Annotated in this window: 22 protein-coding genes; 12 read left to right on the plus strand and 10 right to left on the minus strand. The window is 71.0% G+C overall.

Annotated elements, in window-relative coordinates; all coding sequences use genetic code 11:
- Positions 1–33: 33 nt before the first annotated feature.
- The 3 genes from AB0F77_RS16325 to fasR form a co-directional block, all read right to left on the minus strand.
- Positions 34–1,065, minus strand: a complete 1,032-nt coding sequence (locus AB0F77_RS16325; RefSeq protein WP_361947924.1) for a ketoacyl-ACP synthase III — start codon at positions 1,063–1,065, stop codon at positions 34–36.
- Positions 1,066–1,087: 22 nt separating this feature from the next.
- Complete coding sequence (locus AB0F77_RS16330) at positions 1,088–2,005, minus strand: ACP S-malonyltransferase (protein ID WP_361947927.1); 918 nt, start codon at positions 2,003–2,005, stop codon at positions 1,088–1,090.
- 89 nt (positions 2,006–2,094) lie between these two features.
- Complete coding sequence (gene fasR / locus AB0F77_RS16335) at positions 2,095–3,300, minus strand: fatty acid biosynthesis transcriptional regulator FasR (RefSeq protein WP_361947930.1); 1,206 nt, start codon at positions 3,298–3,300, stop codon at positions 2,095–2,097.
- 161 nt (positions 3,301–3,461) lie between these two features.
- Here fasR and AB0F77_RS16340 point away from each other — a divergent pair, with 161 nt between their 5' ends.
- The gene (locus AB0F77_RS16340) at positions 3,462–4,118 is read left to right on the plus strand and encodes a pirin family protein (RefSeq protein WP_361947933.1); all 657 of its coding nucleotides are present in this window, start codon (positions 3,462–3,464) and stop codon (positions 4,116–4,118) included.
- A 102-nt stretch (positions 4,119–4,220) separates the two neighbouring features.
- On the opposite strand, the gene AB0F77_RS16345 is transcribed toward AB0F77_RS16340, so the two are convergent.
- Both AB0F77_RS16345 and AB0F77_RS16350 read right to left on the minus strand, forming a co-directional pair.
- On the minus strand, positions 4,221–5,039 hold the full coding sequence (locus AB0F77_RS16345) for a serine hydrolase domain-containing protein (protein ID WP_361947936.1): 819 nt from the start codon (positions 5,037–5,039) through the stop codon (positions 4,221–4,223).
- Between the two features lie 18 nt (positions 5,040–5,057).
- Positions 5,058–5,528 (minus strand): GNAT family N-acetyltransferase, encoded by a 471-nt coding sequence (locus tag AB0F77_RS16350; RefSeq protein ID WP_361947939.1) that lies wholly within the window; start codon positions 5,526–5,528, stop codon positions 5,058–5,060.
- Positions 5,529–5,624: 96 nt separating this feature from the next.
- Here AB0F77_RS16350 and AB0F77_RS16355 point away from each other — a divergent pair, with 96 nt between their 5' ends.
- Positions 5,625–6,137, plus strand: coding sequence for a MerR family transcriptional regulator (locus tag AB0F77_RS16355; RefSeq protein WP_361947942.1), 513 nt, complete (start codon positions 5,625–5,627; stop codon positions 6,135–6,137).
- On the opposite strand, the gene AB0F77_RS16360 is transcribed toward AB0F77_RS16355, so the two are convergent.
- From AB0F77_RS16360 to AB0F77_RS16370, 3 genes are all read right to left on the minus strand, one after another.
- Entirely contained in the window at positions 6,106–6,975 is an 870-nt protein-coding gene (locus AB0F77_RS16360) for a DUF4429 domain-containing protein (protein WP_361947945.1), read from the minus strand. The genes AB0F77_RS16355 and AB0F77_RS16360 overlap by 32 nt on opposite strands.
- Positions 6,976–7,041: 66 nt before the next feature.
- A complete protein-coding gene (locus AB0F77_RS16365; protein WP_361947948.1) occupies positions 7,042–8,259 on the minus strand; it encodes an alpha/beta hydrolase in 1,218 nt (405 codons plus the stop codon).
- An 82-nt stretch (positions 8,260–8,341) separates the two neighbouring features.
- A complete protein-coding gene (locus AB0F77_RS16370; RefSeq protein ID WP_361947951.1) occupies positions 8,342–8,983 on the minus strand; it encodes a TetR family transcriptional regulator in 642 nt (213 codons plus the stop codon).
- A 98-nt stretch (positions 8,984–9,081) separates the two neighbouring features.
- Between AB0F77_RS16370 and AB0F77_RS16375 the strand changes: the two genes are divergently transcribed.
- Entirely contained in the window at positions 9,082–10,701 is a 1,620-nt protein-coding gene (locus AB0F77_RS16375) for an MFS transporter (RefSeq protein WP_361947954.1), read from the plus strand.
- Between the two features lie 355 nt (positions 10,702–11,056).
- Here the strand turns inward: AB0F77_RS16375 and aceE are convergent, their stop codons facing one another.
- The gene (gene aceE, locus AB0F77_RS16380) at positions 11,057–13,804 is read right to left on the minus strand and encodes a pyruvate dehydrogenase (acetyl-transferring), homodimeric type (RefSeq protein WP_361947958.1); all 2,748 of its coding nucleotides are present in this window, start codon (positions 13,802–13,804) and stop codon (positions 11,057–11,059) included.
- Between the two features lie 465 nt (positions 13,805–14,269).
- On the opposite strand from aceE, the gene AB0F77_RS16385 reads away from it, so the two are divergent.
- From AB0F77_RS16385 to AB0F77_RS16410, 6 genes are all read left to right on the plus strand, one after another.
- Positions 14,270–14,707, plus strand: a complete 438-nt coding sequence (locus tag AB0F77_RS16385; RefSeq protein WP_361947961.1) for a DUF3052 domain-containing protein — start codon at positions 14,270–14,272, stop codon at positions 14,705–14,707.
- Positions 14,708–14,839: 132 nt separating this feature from the next.
- Positions 14,840–15,298 carry a peroxiredoxin gene (locus AB0F77_RS16390; RefSeq protein ID WP_361947964.1) on the plus strand — a complete coding sequence of 153 codons (459 nt, stop codon included), beginning with the start codon at positions 14,840–14,842 and terminating at the stop codon, positions 15,296–15,298.
- A gap of 114 nt (positions 15,299–15,412) precedes the next feature.
- Complete coding sequence (locus AB0F77_RS16395; RefSeq protein ID WP_361947967.1) at positions 15,413–15,988, plus strand: TerD family protein; 576 nt, start codon at positions 15,413–15,415, stop codon at positions 15,986–15,988.
- A gap of 100 nt (positions 15,989–16,088) precedes the next feature.
- On the plus strand, positions 16,089–16,664 hold the full coding sequence (locus tag AB0F77_RS16400; RefSeq protein WP_361947970.1) for a TerD family protein: 576 nt from the start codon (positions 16,089–16,091) through the stop codon (positions 16,662–16,664).
- Positions 16,665–16,739: 75 nt separating this feature from the next.
- A complete protein-coding gene (locus AB0F77_RS16405) occupies positions 16,740–17,885 on the plus strand; it encodes a DUF475 domain-containing protein (RefSeq protein WP_361947973.1) in 1,146 nt (381 codons plus the stop codon).
- Between the two features lie 135 nt (positions 17,886–18,020).
- The gene (locus tag AB0F77_RS16410) at positions 18,021–18,755 is read left to right on the plus strand and encodes a Tellurium resistance (protein WP_361947976.1); all 735 of its coding nucleotides are present in this window, start codon (positions 18,021–18,023) and stop codon (positions 18,753–18,755) included.
- A 114-nt stretch (positions 18,756–18,869) separates the two neighbouring features.
- Here the strand turns inward: AB0F77_RS16410 and AB0F77_RS16415 are convergent, their stop codons facing one another.
- Positions 18,870–19,670: a TerD family protein gene (locus AB0F77_RS16415; RefSeq protein ID WP_361947979.1), complete on the minus strand. Its 801-nt coding sequence runs from the start codon at positions 19,668–19,670 to the stop codon at positions 18,870–18,872.
- A 198-nt stretch (positions 19,671–19,868) separates the two neighbouring features.
- Here AB0F77_RS16415 and AB0F77_RS16420 point away from each other — a divergent pair, with 198 nt between their 5' ends.
- From AB0F77_RS16420 to AB0F77_RS16430, 3 genes are read left to right on the plus strand one after another with little or no spacing between them, the layout of a single operon-like run.
- Complete coding sequence (locus tag AB0F77_RS16420) at positions 19,869–21,035, plus strand: HpcH/HpaI aldolase/citrate lyase family protein (RefSeq protein ID WP_361947982.1); 1,167 nt, start codon at positions 19,869–19,871, stop codon at positions 21,033–21,035.
- A 22-nt stretch (positions 21,036–21,057) separates the two neighbouring features.
- Positions 21,058–23,655: a phosphoribosyltransferase gene (locus AB0F77_RS16425; protein WP_361947985.1), complete on the plus strand. Its 2,598-nt coding sequence runs from the start codon at positions 21,058–21,060 to the stop codon at positions 23,653–23,655.
- Complete coding sequence (locus AB0F77_RS16430; protein WP_361947988.1) at positions 23,655–24,473, plus strand: HAD family hydrolase; 819 nt, start codon at positions 23,655–23,657, stop codon at positions 24,471–24,473. Before AB0F77_RS16425 ends, AB0F77_RS16430 begins: the two co-directional genes overlap by 1 nt.
- Positions 24,474–24,488 lie beyond the last annotated feature (15 nt).

Here is a 24,488-nt window from a genome sequence, read left to right on the forward strand (position 1 = left end):
CCCGTACCGGACGCATGATCCGGCACGGAGTGCCTAGGGGAGGGTAACGACCGTCGCGGCGTACACGAGACCCGCCCCGAAACCGATGACGAGCGCGGTGTCGCCGCTCTTCGCCTCGCCGGTCGCCAGGAGCCGCTCCATCGCGAGCGGGATCGAGGCGGCCGAGGTGTTGCCGGTGGTGCGGATGTCACGGGCGACCGTGACGTGCTCCGGCAGTCTGAGGGTCTTCACCATCGAGTCGATGATCCGCACGTTGGCCTGGTGCGGGATGAAGACGTCCAGCTCGTCCGGGGTGATCCCGGCCGCGTCCAGCGCCTGCTGCGCGACCTTCGCCATCTCGAACACGGCCCAGCGGAACACCGCCTGGCCCTCCTGGGTGATGGCGGGGAACTTGACGTTGCCCGCGCTGTCGAGGGGGAGCCCGGAGACGTCGTCGCTCCGGAAGCGGTCCCACGGCACGGTCTGCTTGATGGTCTCGGACTTGTCGCCCTCGGAGCCCCAGACGGTGGGGCCGATCGCGGGCTCCTGCGAGGGGCCGACCACGACCGCGCCCGCGCCGTCGCCGAACAGGAAGGCGGTGGCCCGGTCCTCCCGGTCGGTCAGGTCGGACAGCCGCTCCACGCCGATGACCAGCACGTGCTCGGCCGAGCCCTCGACGACCATCCCCTTGGCGAGCGTCAGCCCGTAGCCGAAGCCCGCGCAGCCCGCCGAGATGTCGAAGGCGGCGGCCTTGTCCGTGCCCAGCTTGTCGGCGATCTCCGTCGCCACGGCCGGGGTCTGGCTGAAGTGCGAGACGGTCGAGACGACAACGGCGCCGATCTGCTCGGCGGAGATGCCCGCGTCCGCGATCGCCTTGCCCGCGGCCTCGATCGACATGGCCGCGACGGTCTCCTCGGGGCCCGCCCAGTGCCGGGTCTCGATGCCGGAGCGCGAGCGGATCCACTCGTCGGACGAGTCGATCTTCTCCAGGATCACCTCGTTGGGCACCACCCGGGTCGGGCGGTACCCGCCGACCCCGAGGATGCGCGCGTACGGGGCGCCCTTGCTCGGCTTGATCTTCGACATGATCGTACGGCTCCTTGGGGCGTCAGGCGTGGGAGTGCTCGGCGATCAGGGCGCGGGCCGCGTCGAGGTCGTCGGGGGTCTTCAGGGCGAGCGTGCGGACACCGGGCAGGGCGCGCTTGGCCAGGCCGGTCAGGGTGCCGCCGGGGCACACCTCGATCAGCGCGGTGACGCCCAGCTCCTGGAAGGTGCGCATGCACAGGTCCCAGCGGACCGGGTTGGCGACCTGGCCGACCAGGCGCTCCAGCACCTCGGCACCGCCGGTCACCGCCTGCCCGTCCTTGTTGGAGACGTACGTGACCTTCGGGTCCGCAGGGGAGAGGTCCGCGGCGGCCTCGGCGAGCGTCTCGACGGCGGGGGCCATGTGGTGGGTGTGGAAGGCGCCGGCGACCTTCAGCGGGACGACCTTGCGGACGCCCTCGGGCTTGTCGTCGTTCAGCGCGGCGAGCTGCTCCAGCGTGCCCGCGGCGACGATCTGGCCCGCGCCGTTGATGTTGGCCGGGGTCAGACCGAGCTTCTCCAGGTGCGCTACGGAGGTGTCGGGGTCGCCGCCGAGCAGGGCCGACATGCCGGTCTCGGTGATCGCGGCGGCGTCGGCCATCGCGAGGCCGCGCTTGCGCACGAGGCCGAGGGCGGCGGTGTCGGGCAGGACACCGGCGAAGGCGGCGGCGGTGATCTCGCCGACGCTGTGGCCGGCGACCGCGCCGGGGGAGACGTCACCGAGTGCCGTGGCGGACAGGATCCCGGCGGCGACGAGCAGCGGCTGGGCCACCGCGGTGTCACGGATGGCGTCCGCGTCGGCCCGGCTGCCGTAGTGGGCCAGGTCGAGTCCGATGGCGTCCGACCAGTCGGCGACACGGTCGGCGGCGCCGGGCAGGTCGAGCCAGGGGGTCAGGAAGCCGGGCGTCTGGGCGCCCTGGCCGGGAGCGACGAGTACAAGCACTCTCACACTCTCTCTTGGGGACGGCTGAAGCCGCCCGTGGGGACAGGGACGAAGAACAGGAGGGGGTTTTGTGGGCCCCCTACAAAAGGCTAGGACTGGGGATCTCCATCGACCAGACGCCCCAGGATCAGTGCGATCCGCAGCGTGAACGCGGATCGTACATCGGATGGCGACCAACCGGTGACGTCAGTCACACGTCGGAGCCGGTAGCGCACGGTGTTCGGGTGGACGAAGAGCATCCGGGCGGCCCCCTCCAGGCTGCTCGCCTGTTCGAGGTAGACGGAGAGAGTCTCCAGAAGGGCCGAACCCGCTTCCTCCAACGGTCTGTAGATCTCCTCCACCAGCTGTTCACGCGCACTGGGATCACCGGCGATGGCGCGCTCCGGAAGCAGATCGTCCGCCAGGACCGGGCGGGGCGCGTCCTGCCAGGCGGAGCAGGCCTTGAGCCCCGCGGCGGCGGCCTGGGCGGAGCGGGTGGCGGCCAGCAGGTCGGGCACGACGGGGCCGGCGACGACCGGTCCCGCGGCGAACGGGCCGATCAGTGACCTGGCGACGGCGAGCGGGTTGTCGCTGCCGCCCGCGATCACCACCAGGCGGTCGCCGAGCACACCGGTGAGGACCTGGAGCTTGGCGTGGCGGGAGGCCCGCCGGATCGCCTCGACGGTGAGTTCGCTGTCGCCGTCGGGCGCGGTGCCGAGCACGACGCACACGTGCTCGGGGGAGTTCCAGCCGAGCGCGGCGGCCCGGCTGACGGCGCCCTCGTCGGCCTCGCCGCTGAGAACGGCGTTGACGACCAGGGACTCCAGACGGGCGTCCCAGGCACCGCGTGCCTCGGCGGCCTGGGCGTAGACCTGGGCGGTGGCGAAGGCGATCTCGCGGGCGTACACCAGCAGCGCCTCGCGCAGTACGGCCTCGTCGCCGGGGGCGGCCACCTCGTCGATGGCCGACTCCATGACCTCGATGGTGGTGCGCACCATCTCCACGGTCTGGCGCAGGGTGATGGCCCGGGTCAGCTCGCGCGGCGCGGTGCCGAACACGTCCGTCGAGATGGCCTGCGGGGCGTCCGGGTGCCGGAACCACTCGGTGAAGGCGGCGATGCCCGCCTGGGCCACGAGCCCGATCCAGGAACGGTTCTCCGGGGGCATGGCCCGGTACCACGGCAGGGTCTCGTCCATGCGCGCGATGGCCTGGGCGGCGAGGGAGCCGGACGACTTCTCCAGCCGCCTCAGGGTCGCGGAGTGGGCGTGGACGTCGTGCGCGGCCGGGTCGGGCCGCCGGGATTCGGGTTCGGGCACGGGGACAAGACTGCCCTATCGGGATGCCTCGGTCCCCCAGGGGTCGCCGTTGCCCCCGCCGCACGCCGCCGTCCCGGCCACGGCGCGTCCACGGCGCCGTGGGGCCGGTGGGGCGGGCGGGACGTGTGGGAACGGGTGGGTGCCGGGTCTACGGTGGGGGTGTGACGGTCGTGCGGCGGAGCGGGGAGCGGTATGCGGGCGGGGAGCCGGGGGAGGGGATCGAGTCCCGGCACGCCTTCTCGTTCGGGGCGCACTACGACCCCGACAACCTCCGGTTCGGGGCGATCATCGCCTGCAACGAGGAGCGGCTGGCGCCCGGCGCCGGGTTCGACGAGCATCCGCACAGCCACACCGAGATCGTCACCTGGGTGGTCGAGGGCGAGCTGACGCACCGTGACTCGACGGGGCACGAGACGCTGGTGCGCCCCGGCGACGTGCAGCGCCTGAGCTCGGCGGGCGGGGTGCGCCACGTGGAGCGCAACGACGGGACCGTCCCGCTGACCTTCGTGCAGATGTGGCTGGCCCCCCGCGACCCCGGCGGCGACCCGGCCTACGAGGTCGTCCGCGGCATCGCCGACTCCACCCCGTACGCGGTCCCCGAGGCCGGCGCGATGCTGCATGTGCGCCGACTGGTCCCCGGCGAACGCACGGCGGTGCCCGACGCGCCGTACGTGTACGTCCACGTGGTGCGCGGCGAGGTGGATTTGGCCGGTGAAGAACTCGCCCCGGGCGACGCGGCCCGCATCACTGAGGCGCGGGACCTTGAGGCGGTGGCCCGCACCCCGGCCGAGCTGCTGCTGTGGGAGATGGCCACCTGAGATCCACCGTAGGGGCCACGACATGCCGTCCGTCGGCTGCGGCATCGTCGTGGCCGCTCGCGCAGTTCCCCGCGCCCCTGCGGGGTGCTCCTCGCCGAAGCGTCAGCCGAGTTCCGCTAGGACCGCGTCCGTGAATGCCGGCCACGCCTCGGCCGCCCAGGGGCCGAACGCGCGGTCCGTCAGGGCGACGGCCGCCGCACCGGCCTCCGGGTCCACCCACAGGAACGTGCCGGACTGCCCGAAGTGGCCGAACGTGCGCGGCGAGGACGACGCGCCCGTCCAGTGCGGGGACTTGGAGTCGCGGATCTCCAGGCCGAGCCCCCAGTCGTTCGGGTTCTGGTGCCCGTACCCCGGCAGTACGCCCTTGGTCCCCGGGAACTGCACGGTCATCGCCTCGGCGACCGTCCGCGGGTCGAGCAGCCGGGGCGCCTGGAGCTCCGCCGCGAACCGCAGCAGGTCCGCCACCGTCGACACGCCGTCCTTCGCCGGCGACCCCGTCAGGGACGTCGACGTCATCCCCAGCGGCGCCAGGACCGCCTGGCGCAGGTACTCCCCGAAGGGAATGTCCGTCGCCTTGGTGATGTGGTCGCCGAGCTGCTCGAACCCGGCGTTGGAGTACAGCCGCCGCTCACCGGGCGGTGCCGTCACCCGGTGCTCGTCGAAGGCCAGTCCCGAGGTGTGGGCGAGCAGATGACGGACCGTCGCCCCGGGCGGCCCGGCCGGCTCGTCGAGTTCGACGGCACCCTCCTCGTAGGCGACGAGCACGGCGTAGGCGGTGAGCGGCTTGGTGACCGAGGCCAGCGGGAAGGGCCGGTCGGCGGGGCCGTGGACGCCGGCGACGGTGCCGTCGGCCCGTACGACACCCGCGGCGGCGGTGGGCACGGGCCAGTTCTCGATCAGCGCGAGGCTCTGGAGCGACATGCGGACGAGCCTAAGGGCTCAGAGGGTCAGCTCCAGCAAGGGGTCGGGCTTGGGCCGGAAGCCCAGGGAGTCGTAGAGCGGGCGGGCCTCGGCGGACGCGGTGAGCTGGACCTGGGCGGCGCCGCGGGAGCGGAACCAGTCGAGGAGTTCGCCCATGCACGCGCGGGCGTATCCGCGTCGGCGGGCGTCGGGGTCGGTGGCGACGCTGAACACGAAGCCGACGGTGCCCAGCGGGTTGCCGGTGCGGCCGATCCGGTACTCGATCGTTCCGGCGACCAGTGACGCCAGGACGCCCGGCCGCTCGGGGTGGTCCACCACGAACGCGGCGAAGTCGCCCTCCGACCCGCCCAGGCGCTCGCGCAGACTGGGCAGGGACTCCCCGTGCCAGTCCGTGGAACGGTCGGTTCCAAACATCGAATCGATCATTACTTGACGCAGACGCAGCACTTCTCGCGCGTCTCCGGGCACGGCCCGACGCACAACAATCATGAACCGAACGCTAGTCACCCCGCGCCGGGCTCGTCCCGCTCTTTCCCGTCGGCGCGGGTTGCTTCGAGCGCACTCGAAGGTCATAGCGTGGAGGTCATGACGGTGATGCAGACCAGGCACGCGGACACCGACCGGTCCCGGAACCCCGCCGACGAGCCCCGGCCCACGCGGCGCGACGGACAGGACACGTACACGATCAGCGAGGTCGTCGCCGTCACCGGCCTGACCGCCCACACCCTGCGCTGGTACGAGCGGATCGGTCTGATGCCGCACGTCGACCGCTCGCACACCGGCCAGCGCCGCTACACCAACGGCGACCTGGACTGGCTGGACCTCGTGACCAAGCTGCGGCTGACGGGCATGCCGGTGGCGGACATGGTGCGCTACGCGGAACTGGTGCGCGAGGGCGAGCACACCTACCCGGAGCGCCACGAACTGCTGATGGCCACCCGCCGGGACGTGCTGTCGAGGATCGCCGAACTGCAGGACACGCTCGCCGTGCTCGACCGGAAGATCGGCTTCTACGGCGACGCGGGCCAGTGCTACGAGAACGGTCTGGTCGCCCCGCGCCGGGCCGCTACAGCTCCGCCAGCAGTTCGGCCTTCTTGACGGAGAACTCCTCGTCCGTGACCAGCCCCGCCCGGTGCAGTTCCCCCAGGTGCCGGATGCGCTCGGCGATGTCCGCCGGGTCGCGGCGGGGGTCCGGGACACGCGCCCCGGGCGTCGCGGTCACCGCGGCCACCGGACCGTGCGCCCGGACCGCGGCCAGCACGGCCGCCGCGAACGGCAGCGACTCGTGGACCGGACCGTAGCCCAGGCCGAACACCACCGTCGCCGGGTCCTGGTCGGGCGGCGCGGGCCGGTCGGCCGGCGGGTCGCGGTGCAGCAGCCGCAGGTGCCCCTCGAAGACCTCGGGCGAGCGCCACTCGACCCCGCTCAGGTCGGCGACCGGGAAACTCTGGTCGCCGGCCTTCCACTTCGCCGAGGACGCGCCCGTCCAGAACCAGCGGAAGTGCACGGACGTCCCGTCGAAGGACGCCTTCGCGTCGTACGCCTTGAAGTGCATCGGCGCCTCGGGCGGCGGCACCAGATGCCGTTCCGCGGGGCCCGACTCGGTCAGCAGGGGGCGCAGTTCGTCCGCGTAGTACTCGGCGAGGGTCTCGCGCTCGGCGGGCAGCACGAGGCGGTAGGGGTCGTGCCCCTCCTTCAACTGTCCTGCCGCGGCCTCGACGAGGGGATCGGCACCGGGGCGGGGCAGGGCCCGCAGCACCACCGTGCCGCGCCGGCCGGGGGCGACGCCCACGCCTTCGAGGGCGGAGAGGGGGACACGCCGTTCACCCAGGGCCTGGAAGAGCTTCGGTGTTCGAATCCCCCTCTCGTAGCGGATGAGCACGGAGTCGGACTCGAACTCCCAGGCGGCATGAAATCCGGCCAGTACGTCACCCATGCGGGTCATCGTATGCGGCACACCCTCGTCCGCGCCCTCCCTTCGCGGACCGCAGTTCCTGCGCTTCTACGCGCGTTTTGCGGCCGTCGTACCGGGCAAACCCACCCTGCACGTGTCACTGCCTCCGGCGCAGCGCACCGATCGGTACGCGCCAACACCGATGTCCGCGAGGTTGCGCAGGCTGTCCGTGCCCGGTTCGAAATAGCCGCTGTGTCCCTGCGCGTCGTGCGCGGACAGCACCCGCGCGCCGAACGCGGCCGACACCGGGTCCGCGCCGTGCCCGAGCCCCCCGACCTCCAGGTACGGCACGTCCTGCACCCAGTCCGACGCGTCCCGCATCGACCACACCCGCGCGTCCGTGCCCAGGTGGGCGGCCTTGGCGACCCGCATCCCGGGGCTCGCGGCCACGGCTATGTCGGTGACCCGCTCCGGCATGCCGCGCGCGGCGACCCCACAGACCACCGAGCCGTAGCTGTGGCAGAACATCGAGAGCGGCGCCCGGCCGGGCAGCGCCCGCAGCAGGGCGTTCAGCCGTACGGCCCCGTCCTCGGCGCGCATCGCCGTGGCCGCCTCGACCCCGAGGCCGTCGGGCGCGGTGTAGTCGGCCCAGGCGATCACCGCCGTACGGGTCGCCGGGCCCGCCGCGCGCTCGGCCGCGTACAGCGCCTCGGCCATGCCGGCCGTCGCGGAGTACTTGTGGCTGGTCTTCTGGTAGGTGAGCAGGTCCGTGTCGACGCCGGGGACGACGACCGAGACCCGCTCGGCCCGCGTCAGGTCGCCGAACACCTCCGCGATCCGGCCCGAGCCGCCGGGGTCGAAGGCGAGGATCTGCCGCCCCTTCGCCATCAGCGCCTCGTAGCGGTGCATACGGCGGCCCGCCTGCTGCTGGCCCGCGGGCGTGAGCCGGCTGTCGTGCATGCGCTTCTTCTCGTCCGCGCGCGCCTCGCCGAGGGCGACCCGGTTGGCGCGGTAGCGCAGCGCGACGGGGGCGCCGTTCATGTTGCCGACCGCGAGGGGGTAGCGCTCCGCGAGGCGGGTGCGCTCGTGCCTGCCGAGGCCGGCGAAGAAGCGGGCGATCAGGGCCGGCGCGGCGTGCGGGTCCGGCAGCCGTCGGCCGTGGACGCTGCCGTCCTCCCACGCGTCGAGCGAGGTCTGGAGGGCGGTGGACTCACGGTGGCTGTGCAGGGCCGTCCAGCCCGTCGTCGCGAGCATCACGAACACGACGGCCAGGGCGAGCAGGGCACGCCAGACGTTGAGTTGCGGGGAGGTGTCGAAGGAAGTCACTGGGAGGACACCCTAGGAGAACGGGCGGGTCGCGAGGAAACCGAGTGGCGGTTATCACGTTTCACCGCCCGTGACTCCGGTCTCAGGACGCGCGCCAGTTCCCGGTCAGGGCCGAGCCGACCTGATCGAGGTGGGACGCGGTCAGCTCGCGCATCGCCGTGACGCTGAAGTCGTCGCCGGTCGACCACCGGCGCTCGGTCACCCGTATCACCGCGCCGAACACCGCCACCGCCAGCCGCGGCCGGGGGTCGGCCGCCGTGTCCAGGCCCTCGCGGTCGGCCAGCACCCGGGCCAGCTCCTCCTCGGTCTCCGCCGAACGGCGCAGGTGCACGGCGAGCAGGACCGGCGTCGACTCGATCACCCGGTACATGCGCAGGTAGAGCTCGATCGGGACGACGGACGCGATGGTCTCGTGCATGGTGTCCCAGCCCTCGAGCACGGCCCGGCGCAGCGCCTCCATGGGCGCCTCGTGCGGCGGGCGCTCGCGCACCGCCCTGACGAAGTGCGCCTCGGCGACCTCCTGGAGGGCGAAGGCGGCCTCCAGCTTGCCGGCGAAGTACCGGAAGAAGGTGCGCTGGGAGACCTCGACGGCGTCGGCGATCTCGTCGACGGTCGTCTCCTCGTACCCCTGGGTGGTGAACAGTTCGACGGCGGCCCTCAGCAGCGCGTCCCGGGTACGCCGCTTCTTGCGTTCACGCAGCGTCTCGACGCACGTCTCCTTCAAACCGTTCTCCCGGTTCACGTTCTATGTGAGTGACGTGACAGTTACCGACTTGTGAATTGGTTTGTCAACTGTCAGAGGCTGTCATTAGCGTGTGCAGTATGACTAGTCAGACCACCATCGACACAGCGGGGCCGGGGGACCGGGCGCCGTCCGTGCCGTCCGACCCGGCTCCTGCCGCCGGCCTGCGCGGCCACCCGTGGTTCACTCTCATCACCGTCGCCGTAGGGGTCATGATGGTGGCCCTCGACGGCACCATCGTGGCCATCGCCAACCCGGCCATCGCGAAGGACCTGCACGCGAGCTTCTCCGACGTGCAGTGGATCACCAACGCCTACTTCCTCGCCCTCGCGGTCGCCCTGATCACCGCGGGCAAGCTCGGCGACCGCTTCGGCCACCGGCAGACCTTCCTGATCGGCGTGACCGGCTTCGCCGCCGCCTCGGGCGCCATCGGCCTGTCCGACAGCATCGCCGCGGTCGTCACCTTCCGCGTCTTCCAGGGCCTGTTCGGCGCGCTGCTCATGCCGGCCGCGCTCGGTCTGCTGCGCGCCACCTTCCCGGCCGAGAAGCTCAACATGGCCATCGGCATCTGGGGCATGGTCATCGGCGCGTCCACCGCGGGCGGCCCGATCCTCGGCGGTGTCCTCGTCGAGCACGTGAACTGGCAGTCGGTCTTCTTCATCAACGTGCCGGTCGGTCTGCTCGCGCTGGTCCTCGGTGTCCTGATCCTGCTCGACCACCGCGCGGAGAACGCGCCGCGCTCCTTCGACGTGCTCGGCATCGCGCTGCTGTCCGGCGCGATGTTCTGCCTGGTCTGGGCGCTCATCAAGGCCCCCGAGTGGGGCTGGGGCGCCGGCCGGACGTGGACGTTCATCGTCGTGTCCCTGGTGGGCTTCGCGCTCTTCGCGTTCTGGGAGACGCGGGTGAAGGAACCGCTGATCCCGCTGGGTCTGTTCCGGTCCGTCCCGCTGTCGGCCGGTGTGGTCCTCATGATGCTCATGGCGATCGCCTTCATGGGCGGTCTGTTCTTCGTGACGTTCTACCTCCAGAACGTGCACGGCATGAGCCCGATCGACGCGGGTCTGCATCTGCTGCCGCTCACCGGCATGATGATCGTCGGTTCGCCGCTGGCCGGCGCCGCGATCACCAAGCTCGGCCCGCGCGTCCCGCTCGCGGGCGGCATGCTGGCCACCGCGGCCGCCATGTACGGCATGTCCACGCTGGACACGGACACCGGCGGCCTCACCATGTCGATCTGGTTCGCGCTGCTCGGTCTCGGCCTCGCGCCGGTCATGGTCGGCGCCACCGAGGTCATCGTCGGCAACGCGCCCATGGAGCTGTCCGGTGTGGCCGGCGGTCTCCAGCAGGCGGCCATGCAGATCGGCGGCAGCCTCGGTACGGCCGTGCTGGGCGCCGTGATGGCCTCCAAGGTCGACAGCGACCTGGCGGGCAACTGGACCGGGGCGGGGCTGCCGAAGCTCACGCCGGCGCAGCTGGACCAGGCGTCGGAGGCGGTGCAGGTGGGCGTCGCCCCCGTCACCAAGGAGATGCCCCAGCCGATCGTCGAGAAGGTCACGGCCGTCGCCCACGACACGTTCATGTCCGGCATGAGCCTCGCGTCCCTGGTGGCTGCGGGCGTCGCCACGGTCGCCATCTTCGTGGCCCTCCTGACCAAACGAGGCGAAAACGCCGACGCGGGCGCGGGAATGGGCCACATCTGACCAACGGCACGTTGTCACCTGCGGCACCCTGCGCCCCGTAAGGGGCGCGGGGAACTGCGCGACAAGCCACAGCGACGCCGCGGACGACGCACGGCGGATCGTGGCGCGGGCGGGCGCGGGCGGTGATCACCTGGTGCCGGGGAGCGCAGTGTGCGCCCCGAAGGGGCGCGGGGCTGTATCGATGTGCGGCTCCGCCGCGTGGGCGCGACCAGCCACGGCGATGCCGCGGACGACGCACGGCGCTTCGTGACGCGGGCGGGCGCGGGCGGTGATCACCTGGTGCCGGGGAGTACGGCTCGCGCCCGGCCAGGTGCCACCCGCGCCCACTCAAAAGCGGCCCGGGCTCAGCGCAGCGTTACGCGTCGCCGCCCGCCGCCCCCGGATCCGCCGCGCTGACGTCCAGGAGCTGGTAACGGTCGATCGCCTGCTTCAGCACCGAGCGGTCGACCTTCCCCTCCCGCGCGAGCTCCGTCAGCACCGCCACCACGATCGACTCCGCGTCGATGTGGAAGAACCGCCGCGCCCCGCCCCGCGTGTCCGCGAACCCGAACCCGTCGGCCCCCAGGGACTGGTACGTGCCGGGCACCCACCGCGCGATCTGGTCCGGAACCGACCGCATCCAGTCGGACACGGCCACGAACGGCCCCTCCGCCCCGCTCAGCTTCCGCGTCACGTACGGCACCCGCTGCTCCTCCTCCGGGTGGAGGAGGTTGTACCGCTCGACGTCCACCGCCTCGCGCCGCAGCTCGTTCCAGGACGTCGCCGACCACACGTCGGCCCGCACGTTCCAGTCGTTCGCGAGGAGCCGCTGAGCCTCCAGCGCCCACGGCACGGCCACCCCGGACGCCAGCACCTGCGCCGGCACCGTCCCGGCCGTGCCCGCGCTCAGCCGGTGGATGCCCTTGAGGATGCCCTCGACGTCCACGTCGGCCGGCTCGGCCGGGTGCCGGATCGGCTCGTTGTAGACGGTGAGGTAGTAGAAGACGTCCTCGCCGTGCGGGTGCTCGGCGTCCCCGCCGTACATCCGCCGCAGACCGTCCTGCACGATGTGCGCGATCTCGTACCCGTACGCCGGGTCGTACGCCACGCACGCCGGGTTGGTCGAGGCGAGCAGCTGCGAGTGGCCGTCGGCGTGCTGGAGCCCCTCACCGGTCAGCGTCGTGCGCCCCGCGGTCGCGCCCAGGACGAAGCCGCGCGCCAGCTGGTCGGCCATCTGCCAGAACTGGTCACCCGTGCGCTGGAAACCGAACATCGAGTAGAAGACGTACACCGGGATCAGCGGCTCGCCGTGCGTCGCGTACGCCGAGCCCGCCGCGATCAGCGACGCCGTGCAGCCCGCCTCCGAGATGCCGTCGTGCAGCATCTGGCCCGTCGGCGACTCCTTGTACGCCAGCAGCAGCTCGCGGTCCACCGACTCGTACTGCTGCCCGAGCGGATTGTAGATCTTCGCACTCGGGAAGAAGGAGTCCATGCCGAACGTGCGGTACTCGTCCGGCGCGATCAGCACAAACCGGCGGCCGAGTTCCTTGTCCCGCATGAGGTCCTTGAGGAGGCGGACAAAGGCCATGGTCGTCGCGATGGACTGCTGGCCCGTCCCCTTCTTCACGGTCGCGTACGTCTTGTCGTCCGGCAGTGCCAGCGGCGCCGAGCGCACGACACGGGTCGGGACGTATCCGCCGAGCCCCTTGCGCCGGTCGTGCATGTACTGGATCTCCTCCGAGTCCCGACCCGGGTGGTAGTACGGCGGCAGGCCGGACTCCAGCTCTCGGTCGGAGATCGGCAGGTGCAGCCGGTCGCGGAAGCCCTTGAGGTCGGCGACCGTCAGCTTCTTCATCTGGTGCGTGGCGTTGCGGCCCTCGAAGTTGGGGCCCAGCGTCCAGCCCTTGATCGTCTTGGCGAGGATCACCGTCGGCTGGCCCTTGTGCGCCTTGGCCGCCGAGAACGCCGCGAAGATCTTTCGGTGGTCGTGGCCGCCGCGCCCCAGGTGCAGGATCTGGTCGTCGGTCATGTTCTCGACCATGGCGCGCAGCCGGTGGTCGTCCCCGAAGAAGCGGTCGCGGATGTACGCGCCCGACTCGGTGGCGTACGTCTGGAACTGTCCGTCCGGCGTGGTGTTCATGCGGTTGACCAGCACGCCGTCGCGGTCCAGGGCCAGCAGCGGGTCCCAGGTGCGGTCCCAGACCAGCTTGATGACGTTCCACCCGGCGCCCCGGAAGACCGACTCCAGCTCCTGGATGATCTTGCCGTTGCCGCGTACGGGACCGTCGAGCCGCTGGAGGTTGCAGTTGACGACGAAGGTCAGGTTGTCGAGGCCCTCGCGGGCGGCGATGGACAGCTGGCCCAGCGACTCGGGCTCGTCCATCTCCCCGTCGCCGAGGAACGCCCACACGTGCGACCTGGAGGTGTCCGCGATGCCGCGCGCCTCCATGTAGCGGTTCATTCGCGCCTGGTAGATCGCGCCGAGCGGGCCGAGGCCCATGGAGACGGTCGGGAACTCCCAGAAGTCCGGCATGGAGCGCGGGTGCGGGTAGCTGGACAGCCCGTCGGGGTACTTCGACTTCTCCTGGCGGAAGCCGTCCAGCTGCGCCTCGCTGAGCCGGTCGAGCAGGAACGCCCGCGCGTAGATGCCCGGGGAGGCGTGGCCCTGGAAGAAGACCTGGTCGCCGCCGTCCCCCTCGTCCTTGCCGCGGAAGAAGTGGTTGAAGCCGACGTCGTAGAGGGAGGCGGAGGAGGCGAAGGTGGCGATGTGGCCGCCGACGCCGATGCCCGGACGCTGGGCGCGGGAGACCATGACGGCCGCGTTCCAGCGGGTCGCGTTGAGGATCTTGCGCTCGATCTCCTCGTTGCCGGGGAAGAACGGCTCGTCCTTGGTGGCGATGGTGTTGACGTAGTCCGTGCTGCGCATCTCGGGCACGGCCACGCGCTTCTCGCGGGCCCGCTCGATCAGGCGGAGCATCAGATAGCGGGCCCGCTCCCGGCCGCGCTCGTCCACGGCGGCGTCGAGGGAGTCGAGCCACTCCTGGGTCTCTTCGGGGTCGAAGTCAGGAACCTGACTCGGAAGGCCGCCAATGATGATCGGGTTTCGATCGGATCCGGAAGCCACGCTGGTCCTTACCTGTCGGAGGGCTGAGTTGTCGCGTCTGCGCGGTACGCGTCCGTGCCTGCACCGTCCCCCATCGTGTACCTCACGACGGTCCGCGTCATCTCTACCCCGGGGTTTACCCCTGGGTGATCGAGGTGTTCGTCCGGTACACAGGGGGCGGACTCGGGCGGGCCCGACCAAAACGAACGATACGCCCGTGACCCGGGGTGATTGGGGAACCTGTTCGATCGCTCGGTCCTCGAAGGGTTCCCCGGAGAACAAAAGGGGCAGAAAGGTGTGATGTGAGCCGCCCGGGATCGGGGTACCGTGCCAGGAGTTGCGGCGACACGGCCCGGATCGTCACCGTTTCGGCGGTCTGGACGGCCGGGTACTTGCGCGATCCGTCCCGCCCGTGTGGACTACGGCCAATGCTTCGCGCACGCGCGTGGCTGAGTTATTCACCAAGACATGATCAGGAGGCAACCCGTGAGCGCGACCGCGGACCACGCGGAGGAGCGGACGAGCCCTGCCGGCAGGCTGGGGTTCCAGCCCGAGCAGGTGGTCCAGGAGATCGGCTTCGACGACGACGTCGACCAGGAGCTCCGCGAGTCCATCGAGGAAGTCATCGGCAGCGACCTGGTCGACGAGGACTACGACGACGTGGCCGACGCCGTTGTGCTGTGGTTCCGCGACGAGGACGGTGACCTGACCGATGCGCTGGTGGACGCCACCACGTACATCGAGGAGGGCGGATCCATCCTGCTCCTGACGCCGAAGACCGGCCGTACCGGGTACGTGGAGCCGAGCGACATCTCGGAGGCCGCGACGACCGCGGGGCTCTCGGCGTCCAAGAGCGTCAGTGTCGGCAAGGACTGGAGCGGCTCGCGTCTGGTGACGCCGAAGGCCGCCAAGTCGAAGCGCTGACCCCCGAGCAGCTGGACGGGCTGGTTTCGCCGGGCCGGGCCGAAAGGCCCGGCCCGGCCGCCGCATGTCCTGCGCGGGGTGCTGCGTAGGGTGTCTCCCACCCGAACAGCCCCTCCGAAGGGATGCAGGATCATGACGATCCAGGTCGGCGACGAGGCGCCCGACTTCGAGCTCAAGGACAACCACGGCCGCCCGGTGCGGCTGTCCCGGTTCCGCGGCGAGAAGAACGTGGTGCTGGTCTTCTTCCCCTTCGCCTTCACCAGCGTGTGCACGGGCGAGCTCTGCGCACTGCGCGACAACCTGCCGCGGTTCGTCAACGACGACACCCAGCTCCTCGCCCTCTCCAACGACTCCGTCCCCACCCTGCGCGTCTTCGGCGAGCAGGAGGGCCTGGAGTACCCGCTGCTGAGCGATTTCTGGCCGCACGGCGCGGTCTCGCGCGCCTACGGCGTCCTCGCCGAGGACAAGGGCTGCGCCGTCCGCGGCACCTTCATCATCGACAAGCGGGGTGTCGTGCGCTGGACGGTGGTCAACGACATGCCCGACGCCCGGGACCTCGACGCGTACACGAAGGCGCTCGACACCCTGTGATTCTTCGGCTCCAGGGCCTGCGGGCGGCGGGAACCCGTCACTAGGATCGAATCGTTGATCCGGTATCCGACGCACGACGGGGCTCCCCGCCCCTGGACACCACATGGAGGACTCGTGGGAGTCAGCCTGAGCAAGGGCGGCAACGTATCGCTGACGAAGGAGGCCCCGGGCCTGACCGCCGTCATCGTCGGTCTGGGGTGGGACGTCCGTACGACGACCGGCACGGACTTCGACCTCGACGCCAGCGCCCTGCTGCTGAACACGGCGGGCAAGGTCGGCAGCGACCAGAACTTCGTCTTCTTCAACAACCTCAAGAGCCCGGACGGCTCGGTCGAGCACACCGGCGACAACCTCACCGGTGAGGGTGAGGGCGACGACGAGCAGATCAAGGTCGACCTCGCGACCGTCCCGGCCGACGTCGACAAGATCGTCTTCCCGGTGTCGATCTACGACGCGGAGAACCGCCAGCAGTCGTTCGGCCAGGTCCGCAACGCGTTCATCCGCGTCGTCAACCAGGCCGGCGGCGCCGAGATCGCGCGCTACGACCTGAGCGAGGACGCCTCCACGGAGACCGCGATGGTCTTCGGCGAGCTGTACCGCAACGGCGCGGAGTGGAAGTTCCGCGCCATCGGCCAGGGCTACGCGTCGGGGCTGCGCGGCATCGCGCAGGACTTCGGCGTCAACGTCTGAGGCCGGGCGACCGGGCGCCCCGTCCGGCGCCGCGCCCCCGCGCGCGGCGCCGGACCCGCAGGACAACCGAAGAGGCACCACCAAGGGGAGGACCAGCACCATGGGCGTCACGCTCGCCAAGGGAGGGAACGTCTCCCTCTCGAAAGCCGCACCGAACCTCACCAACGTCATGATCGGACTCGGCTGGGACGCCCGCTCGACCACCGGCGCCCCCTTCGATCTCGACGCCAGCGCGCTGCTGTGCCACGAGGGACGGGTCCTGGGCGACGAGTGGTTCGTGTTCTACAACCAGCTCACGAGTCCGGACGGCTCGGTCGAGCACACCGGCGACAACCTCACCGGTGAGGGCGAGGGCGACGACGAGAGCATCCTGGTCGACCTGCCGAAGGTGCCCGCTACCTGCGACAAGATCATTTTCCCCGTCTCGATCCACATGGCCGACGAGCGCGGCCAGACCTTCGGCCAGGTCTCCAACGCGTTCATCCGCGTGGTCAACCAGGCCGACGGCCAGGAACTCGCGCGCTACGACCTCAGCGAGGACGCTTCCACCGAAACCGCCATGATCTTCGGCGAGCTCTACCGGTACCAGGGCGAATGGAAGTTCCGGGCAGTGGGACAGGGGTACGCGTCCGGGCTGAGGGGCATCGCTCTAGACTTCGGAGTCAACGTTTCGTAAAGCCGAGTACGGCGCGGGGGAAACCTTCTCTCAGACACCGTCTGGGGGCGCCCCCTACACATGATGGGGTAGCCAGTGCTTCTGAAAACCTTCGGCTGGTCGTTCGCGGTCACCGCGATCGGCCTGGTCTTGGCGGTTCTCTACGGGGGGTGGACCGCATTCGGCATCGTGGCCATCCTGTCGGTCCTCGAAATCTCGCTGTCGTTCGACAACGCGGTGGTCAACGCCGGAATCCTGAAGAAGATGTCCGCCTTCTGGCAGAAGATCTTCCTCACGGTCGGCGTGCTCATCGCCGTCTTCGGCATGCGGCTGGTCTTCCCGGTCGTCATCGTCGCCATCAGCGCCAAGATGGGTCCCGTCGAGGCGGTCGACCTCGCGCTCAACAACAAGGACCGCTACCAGGAACTGGTGACCGACGCCCACCCGGCGATCGCGGCCTTCGGCGGCATGTTCCTGCTGATGATCTTCCTCGACTTCATCTTCGAGGAGCGGGACGTGCAGTGGCTGCGCTGGATCGAGCGCCCCCTCGCGAAGCTCGGCAAGGTCGACATGCTGTCGGTCTGCATCGCCCTCGTCGTCCTGCTGATCACCGCCTTCACCTTCGCGACCCACGCCCACCAGCACGGCGGCGCCCATGTCGACAAGGCGCAGACCGTTCTGATCTCCGGCATCGCCGGCCTGATCACGTACATGGTCGTCGGCGGCCTCTCCGGCTTCTTCGAGGACCGGCTCGAGGCGCAGGAGGAACGCGAGCACGAGGAGGAGGAAGAGGCCGTCCGCAGCGGGAAGAAACGTTCGGCGATCCTGCTGGCCGGCAAGGCCGCGTTCTTCATGTTCCTCTACCTGGAGGTCCTGGACGCGTCCTTCTCCTTCGACGGCGTGATCGGCGCGTTCGCCATCACCAACGACATCGTCCTCATGGCCCTCGGCCTCGGCATCGGCGCGATGTACGTCCGGTCGCTCACCGTGTACCTGGTCCGCCAGGGCACCCTGGACGACTACGTCTACCTGGAGCACGGCGCCCACTACGCGATCGGCGCGCTGGCCGTGATCCTCATGGTCACCATCCAGTACCAGATCAACGAGGTCATCACCGGTCTGGTAGGCGTCGTCCTGATCGGCTGGTCGTTCTGGTCCTCCGTGCGCCGCAACCGCGCGCTCGCGGCGGCCGAGGGCAGCGCCGGCTCGGACGAGAAGACGGAAGTGCCGTCCGGGGTCTGACGGCGGGGGTCCGGCGTCCGGGACCGAAAACCGGGGTGTGACACCCCTGCGGACGAGGAACGCTCTGAAGACGGGGCGGCCGTACACCGGCCGCCCCGCGGGCGTGGACAGGTGCACCGGTGCAGTGGGGGCGGAATGGGATTCTTCGACGGACTGCTGGGCGGACGGGCGGCCGACTTCGACTCGGGCAGCGCCGCGACGAACTCCATCCAGCTCACCAAGCGGCACCAGCAGGTGTCGCTCACCAAACAGGACGCGGCCACGGGCCATCTGCGCGTCAACCTGGCCTGGCGGATGCGGACGTCCGACATCGGGGGCGTCGAGCGCACGAGCCTGTTCCGGCACCCCTTCAAGGCGCTCAAGCCGCCGGAGGTCATGGGACACGGGCAGAGCATGGTCAACGTCGACCTCGACCTCGGCTGCCTCTACGAGCTGGCGGACGGCTCCAAGGGCGTCGTCCAGCCCCTCGGCGGCTACCTCGGGGACGTGAACGCACCGCCGTACGTCAAGCTCAGCGGCGACGACCGGTTCGGCTCGGCGTCCGGCGAGACGATGTACGTCAACCTCGACCACCGCGAGAACATCAAGCGCCTGCTGGTGTTCGTCTACATCTACGACCAGACGCCCGCGTTCGACCGCACGCACGCGATCGTGACCCTGTACCCCAGCAACGGCCCGCGCATCGAGATCGGCCTCGACGAACGCCACCCCCAGGCCCGCTCCTGCGCGGTGGTGATGATCGAGAACGTCAAGGGCGAACTGATGGTCCGCCGCGAGGTGAAGTTCGTCTACGGCTTCCAGGGCGAACTGGACCGCCTCTACGGCTGGGGCCTCCAATGGGGCCGAGGCTACAAAACAAAGGTCGAGTAAGCAGGAACGCCGACTGGAGCGCCCCGTCAGGGGCGCGGGGAACTGCGCGATCAGCCCCCACCGGCCCGCACGCGCCGTCCTGGACAGCCCCCCGCCCCCTGGGCGCAACCCCACTCAGCGAGGTATGAACTGCGGCCCCTGCGGCGGCAGCCGCACCTCCGGTCCCCGCACGGCAGTGACAGGCGGCGGATACCCGTACCCCGCGGCCTGCCCCGTCTGCGCCGCCTGCGGATACCCGTACGCCGGCTGCGGATACCCATACGCCGAAGCCGCCTGCGAAGGCACCGCAGCGGTCGGCTGCTCCGGAGGCAACGGCACCGAAACCTCCGCCTGGGCCACCGCAGGCTCCGGCTCCCGCTCGGGCTCCCCCTCGGACTCGTCCACCGAGATCCCGAAGTCCGTCGCCAGCCCCTTCAACCCGTCCGAATAGCCCTCACCGAGCGCCCGGAACTTCCAGGAGTCCCCCCGCCGGTACAGCTCCCCGCAGATCAGCGCCGTCTCCGCACCCGTCTCCGGCTGGACGTCGAAGTACGCCAGCGCCTCCCCGTCCGCCGCCTGCGCGTCGTACAGCATGATCCGCAGCGACCGCACCTGGTCGAACGGGACCCCGTCCGCCGAGGCGACCAGCAGGATCCGGCCGACATCCCCCTCGACACCGGTCAGATCCGTCTGGATCGTGTCGGTCAGGCCCTCGGCGGTCCGCTTCTTGCCGAGCCGCCACACCTTCCCGGAAGGGTGCCGGGGCTGGTTGTAGAAGACGAAGTCCTCGTCGGAGCGCACACGACCGTCGGGGCCGAGGAGCAGCGCCGACGCGTCGATGTCCGGTACCCCCTGCCCGGGGGTCCAGCGCAGCACGGCGCGTACCGTCGTGACCTCCAGCGGGACGTTCGACCCCTTCAGCATCGCGTGCGTCATGCGGTCATCCTGCCCTCTCGGTCCTGGTCACGACAATGCGGGGTGCCGCGGCGCCGACCACCGTCCACCATGGGTATGTGTGCCTGCGTTACCTGAAATTCATGCCCCGCGGGAACCTCCGACATGGATCCGTACGTACTATTACCGGCCACCCATCCACGACATCCACTGCCTCACCTTGTGCCACGGGGGAGTTCCATGCGTCATTTCGGGCACATCGCCCCTGAGGTGCGGCAGCGCCTCTTCCTTCAGGAGCCGGGCGAGTTCACCGCCGACTCCCCGGCCCGGCTGCTGTCCGCCGCCCTGGGCGCCACGCTCTACAGCCCCGCCACGCGGCCGAGGCTCGCCGACGATGTCGTCAAGCAGGCCGAGCGCGGTGTGGTCTCGATGGTGCTGTGCCTGGAGGACTCCATCGCCGACGCCGAGGTGCTGGAGGGCGAGGAGAACCTCGTACGCCAGTTCGCCGACCTGGACTCCCGGCCGGTCACGACGCTGCCGCTGCTCTTCATCCGCGTCCGTACGCCCGGCCAGATCCCCGACCTGGTGCGCCGCCTCGGGCCCACGGTCCGGCTGCTGTCCGGATTCGTCCTGCCGAAGTTCACCGAGGAGCGCGGCATCCCCTTCCTGGAAGCGCTCTCCGGCGCCGAGGCCGCCAGCGGACGGCGGCTGTTCGCGATGCCCGTCCTGGAGTCGCCCGAACTGCTCTACCGCGAGTCCCGGGTGGAGACCCTGGAGGGCATCTTCCGCGCGGTCGACAAGTACCGCGACCGGGTCCTCGCGCTGCGCCTCGGCGTGACCGACTTCTGCTCCTCGTACGGACTGCGCCGGGCGCCCGACATGACGGCCTACGACGTGCAGATCGTCGCCTCCGTCATCGCCGACGTCGTGAACATGCTGGCGCGGGCCGACGGCACCGGCTTCACGGTCACCGGGCCCGTGTGGGAGTACTTCCGCATCTCCGAGCGCATGTTCAAGCCATTGCTGCGCACCAGCCCCTTCCTGGAGGGGCAGGCCGTCGAACTGCGTGAGACCCTCATCGAGCACGCCATGGACGGCCTGCTGCGGGAGATCTCCCTCGACCAGGCCAACGGGCTGCTCGGCAAGACCTGCATCCACCCCTCCCACGTGCTGCCGGTGCACGCCCTGTCCGTGGTGAGCCACGAGGAGTTCAGCGACGCCCAGGACATCCTGCGGCCCGAGCGCGGCGGCGGGGGCGTGCTCAGGTCGGCGTACACGAACAAGATGAACGAGGTGAAGCCGCACCGCGCCTGGGCCGAGCGGACCCTGCTGCGGGCCGAGGTGTTCGGCGTGGCCCACGAGGACACCGGCTTCGTGGAGCTGCTCGCCGCCGGAACAGCCGAGTGACCGCCGCCGAGCCGAGGGACGCATGAATCACGCAGTGAACGACGGGGTCTGGTCCGGGAGTTGGGTCGCCGAGCGGCTCGGCGTCCGGCTGGAGGGCGATGCCGCGCTGCCCGGCCTGCTGGGGCTCGCGCTACGCCGCAACCCCAAGCGCGCGCATCTGCTCGTCTCCAACGTGCTCGGCAAGCACGTGCCCCAGTCGCCGGCCGTGGTGTACGGACAGGGGGTCGCCCTCGGCCGCCGGGTGCGCGAACTGCTCGGCGACACGGAGGCGGCGTCGGCGGTGGTGCTCGGGTACGCGGAGACGGCGACCGGACTCGGCCACTCCGTCGCGGACGGCCTCGGACTCGCGCCGTACCTGCACTCCACGCGCCGGCCCGTCGACGGGGTCGCGCGGGCGGGCGGCTTCGAGGAGGCCCACTCCCACGCCACGTCGCACCTGCTGCTGCCCGAGGACCCCGCGCTGCTCGCCGGGAACGGGCCGCTGGTGCTGGTCGACGACGAGTTCTCCACCGGCAACACGGTCCTCAACACCGTCCGTGACCTGCACGCCCGTTATCCGCGCGAGCGGTACGTCGTGGTGGCCCTGGTCGACATGCGGTCGCCCGCCGACGCGGGGCGCCTCGCGGATTTCGCGGCGGAGATCGGGGCGCGGGTGGACCTGGTGGCGGCGGCCTCCGGAACGGTGCGCCTGCCGGCGGACGTCCTGGAAAAAGGCCGGCAACTGGTCGCCCGGTACGAGGGTGAGGGTGGCGAGGGCGAGGGGGGTGCGGCGGGTGGTTCGTCGTCCGCGGCACCGTCGTGGCCGCTCGCGGAGTTCCCCGCGCCCCTGGGGAGTTGGCCCCGAGGCCCGCTTCAGGAGCGCCCCGAAGGGGCGCGGGGAACTGCGCGACCAGCCCCCACCGACCCGCACCCGAACGGTCACCGCGCCTCACGCATAGAACTGCGCTGGCCCCGGCGCCTGCCGGACGGCGGCCGACACGGGTTCACCCCCGCCCACCGCACTCGCCTGGAGACCGCGCTGCCCACGATGGGCGCCCGGATCGCCGAGGCCCTGCCGGCCGACGCGCGGAGCGTCCTCGTGCTGGGCTTCGAGGAGTTGATGTACGCGCCGCTGCGGCTCGCCCGCGAGCTGGAACCCCTCGTGCCCGGCGAGGTGCGCTACTCCACCACCACCCGCTCACCCGTCCTCGCCGTCGACGACCCCGGCTACGCCATACGCAGCCGCCTCGTCTTCCCCGCCCACGACGACCCGGCCGACGGCCCCGGCGAGCGCTACGCGTACAACGTCGCGGGCGCCGGCTTCGACGCCGTCGTCGCCGTCGTCGACTCCACCGCCGACACCCCCGAACTGCACTCGCCCGAAGGGCTGTTGGCCCAGCTCGGCGCGCATGTCCCGCATGTCCTGCTCGCCGTCGTACCGTCGTACGTGCCCGAGTCCCCGTACGTACCCGAAAGGCCGGCCATGCTGCCCGAGCCCCTCCGCGGCCCCGCATTCTCCTCGTACGCGCCCGACGAGGTCGGCTGGCTGCTCCAGGACCTCTCGGACACGACCCTGGAGGCGCCCACCGAGGAGCGCGAGGAGGCCATCCAGAGCGGCGGCGCGCACTACGCCGAGTCGCTGCCGGTCGAGTACCAGCCCAGCGACCAGTACCAGGAGCTGTTCCACGCGGCCCTCGCCACCTCCGCCGCCCGGATCGCCCAGGCCGTCGGCGTCGTCACCGAGACCGTCGTCGCCGAACGCTCGCCGCGCCCGGTGCTGGTCTCCCTCGCCCGCGCCGGTACGCCCGTGGGCATACTGATGCGCCGCTGGGCGCGGTTCCGGTACGACCTGGACCTGCCGCACTACGCCGTCTCCATCGTGCGCGGGCGCGGCATCGACGCCAACGCGCTGCGCTGGCTGGCCGCCCACCACGACCCCCGGGACGTCGTGTTCGTCGACGGCTGGACGGGCAAGGGCGCCATCACCCGCGAACTCGCCGACGCCGTACGGGAGTTCGAGGAGTCCGACGGCATCACCGGCTTCGACCCGGAGATCGCGGTGCTCGCCGACCCGGGCTCCTGCGTACGGACGTACGGCACCCGCGCCGACTTCCTCATCCCGTCGGCGTGCCTCAACTCCACGGTCTCCGGCCTGATCTCCCGCACGGTCCTGCGCGCGGACCTCGTCGGGCCGCACGACTTCCACGGCGCGAAGTTCTACCGCGAACTCGCCGGCGCCGACGTGTCCGTGGCCTTCCTGGACACCGTCGCCGCCCGCTTCCCGGAGGTCACCGACGCCGTGGACGCGGCGGTGAAGGAGCTCGCCGCCACCGACCGCGCCCCCACCTGGGAGGGCTGGGCGGCGGTCGAGCGCATCAGTGAGGAGTACGGCATCCACGACGTCAACCTCGTCAAACCCGGCGTCGGCGAGACCACGCGGGTGCTGCTGCGGCGGGTGCCCTGGCGGATACTGGCCCGTGCCGGAGCGGGCGCCGACCTCGACCACGTGCGGCTGCTGGCCGAGCAGAGAGGCGTACCGGTGGAGGAGGTCGGTGAACTCCCGTACACCTGTGTCGGGTTGATCCACCCCAAGTACACGCGCGGGGCGACGGGTGCCGACGGCCGGGCGGTGAACGTCTGATGCCGGTGCTGGTGGCGAGCGACCTCGACCGTACGCTGATCTACTCCGCGGCGGCCCTGGGGCTGACCATGCCGGACGCGCGGGCGCCCCGGCTGCTGTGCGTGGAGGTCCACGAGAGTCGGCCGCTGTCGTACCTGACGGAGACGGCGTCCCGGTTGCTGACCGAGCTGGGTGACACCGCGGTGTTCGTCCCGACGACCACCCGCACCCGCAAGCAGTACCTGCGGATCAACCTGCCCGGACCGGCGCCGGCGTACGCGATCTGCGCCAACGGGGGGCACCTGCTGGTGGACGGGGTCTCGGACCCCGACTGGCACGCGTCGGTGCAGGCCCGGCTGGCCGACGAGTGCGCGCCGCTCGCGGAGGTGCGGGAGCATCTGGAGGCCAGCGCCGATCCGGCGTGGGTGCGCAAGCACCGTGTCGCCGAGGACCTGTTCGTCTACCTCGTCGTCGAGCGTGAGCTGCTGCCCGAGGAATGGGTCAAGGAGCTTGCGGTGTGGGCGGAGAACCGCGGTTGGACGATGTCCGTCCAGGGCCGCAAGGTGTACGCCGTGCCGAAGCCGCTGACCAAGAGCGCGGCCGTGCGCGAGGTCGCCCGCCGCACGGGGGCGGAGCTGACGCTGGCCGCGGGGGACTCCGTTTTGGACGCCGATCTGCTCCTCGCCGCGGATCGGGGCTGGCGCCCCGGGCACGGCGAACTGGCCGACACGGACTGGACGACCCCGACGGTCACGGCCCTCCCGGAACGGGGGGTACTGGCCGGCGAACGAATCCTCAGAGAGCTCCTGAGGACGGCCCAACAGGGCCCGATGGCCTGAGCCCCGGTCGCGCCT

This window comes from Streptomyces sp. NPDC026672 (assembly GCF_040638185.1).
In the GTDB taxonomy this organism is placed as follows: Bacteria; Actinomycetota; Actinomycetes; order Streptomycetales; family Streptomycetaceae; genus Streptomyces.